The following is a 580-nucleotide window of genomic DNA, read 5'->3' as shown; positions in this document are numbered from 1 at the left end:
CCATTCCATGACCGTCGAGGCCACGGTGTCGAAGCTGAATGCCGTCATCGTCATTGTCATCCCTCCCTCAGCGCGCCGCGGCGCTGCAGATGTATTTGGTCTCTAGGTATTCCTCGATGCCGTATTTCGACCCTTCGCGCCCCAGCCCGGACTGCTTCACGCCCCCGAACGGCGCCACCTCGTTGGAAATCAGGCCGGTGTTATGACCGACCATCCCGTATTCCAGCGCCTCCGCCACGCGGACTGCACGGCTGTGATTCTCGGTATAGAAGTAGGCAGCAAGGCCGAAGATCGTGTCGTTGGCCATGTGGACGGCCTCGTCTTCGGTGTCGAAGGCGAACAGGGGGGCGAGGGGGCCGAAGGTCTCCTCGTGGGTGACGGCCATGTCCGGCGTCACGCCCGTCAGGATGCCCGGCTGGAAGAACAGCCCGCCAAGACGCTTGCCGCCCGTGACCAAAGTCGCCCCTTTCGACAGGGCGTCGGCGATGTGCGCCTCGACCTTTGCGATGGCCTTCTCCTCGATCATCGGGCCGATGGTCACGCCCTCTTCCGTTCCCGGTCCGACCTTCAGCGCCTCCAC

Annotated in this window: 1 protein-coding gene; it reads right to left on the bottom strand. The window is 64.0% G+C overall.

Going from position 1 to position 580, the window contains the following annotated elements; all coding sequences use genetic code 11:
* Window positions 1–67 precede the first annotated feature (67 nt).
* A partial coding sequence (locus tag ACSHZY_RS18915; RefSeq protein WP_435171773.1) for an aldehyde dehydrogenase family protein occupies window positions 68–580 on the bottom strand: 513 nt, incomplete at its 5' end.

The sequence above is a fragment of the Falsirhodobacter sp. 1013 genome (assembly GCF_051195255.1).
Classification (GTDB): Bacteria; Pseudomonadota; Alphaproteobacteria; order Rhodobacterales; family Rhodobacteraceae; genus Falsirhodobacter.
This window is presented reverse-complemented; position numbering and strand designations above follow the sequence as displayed.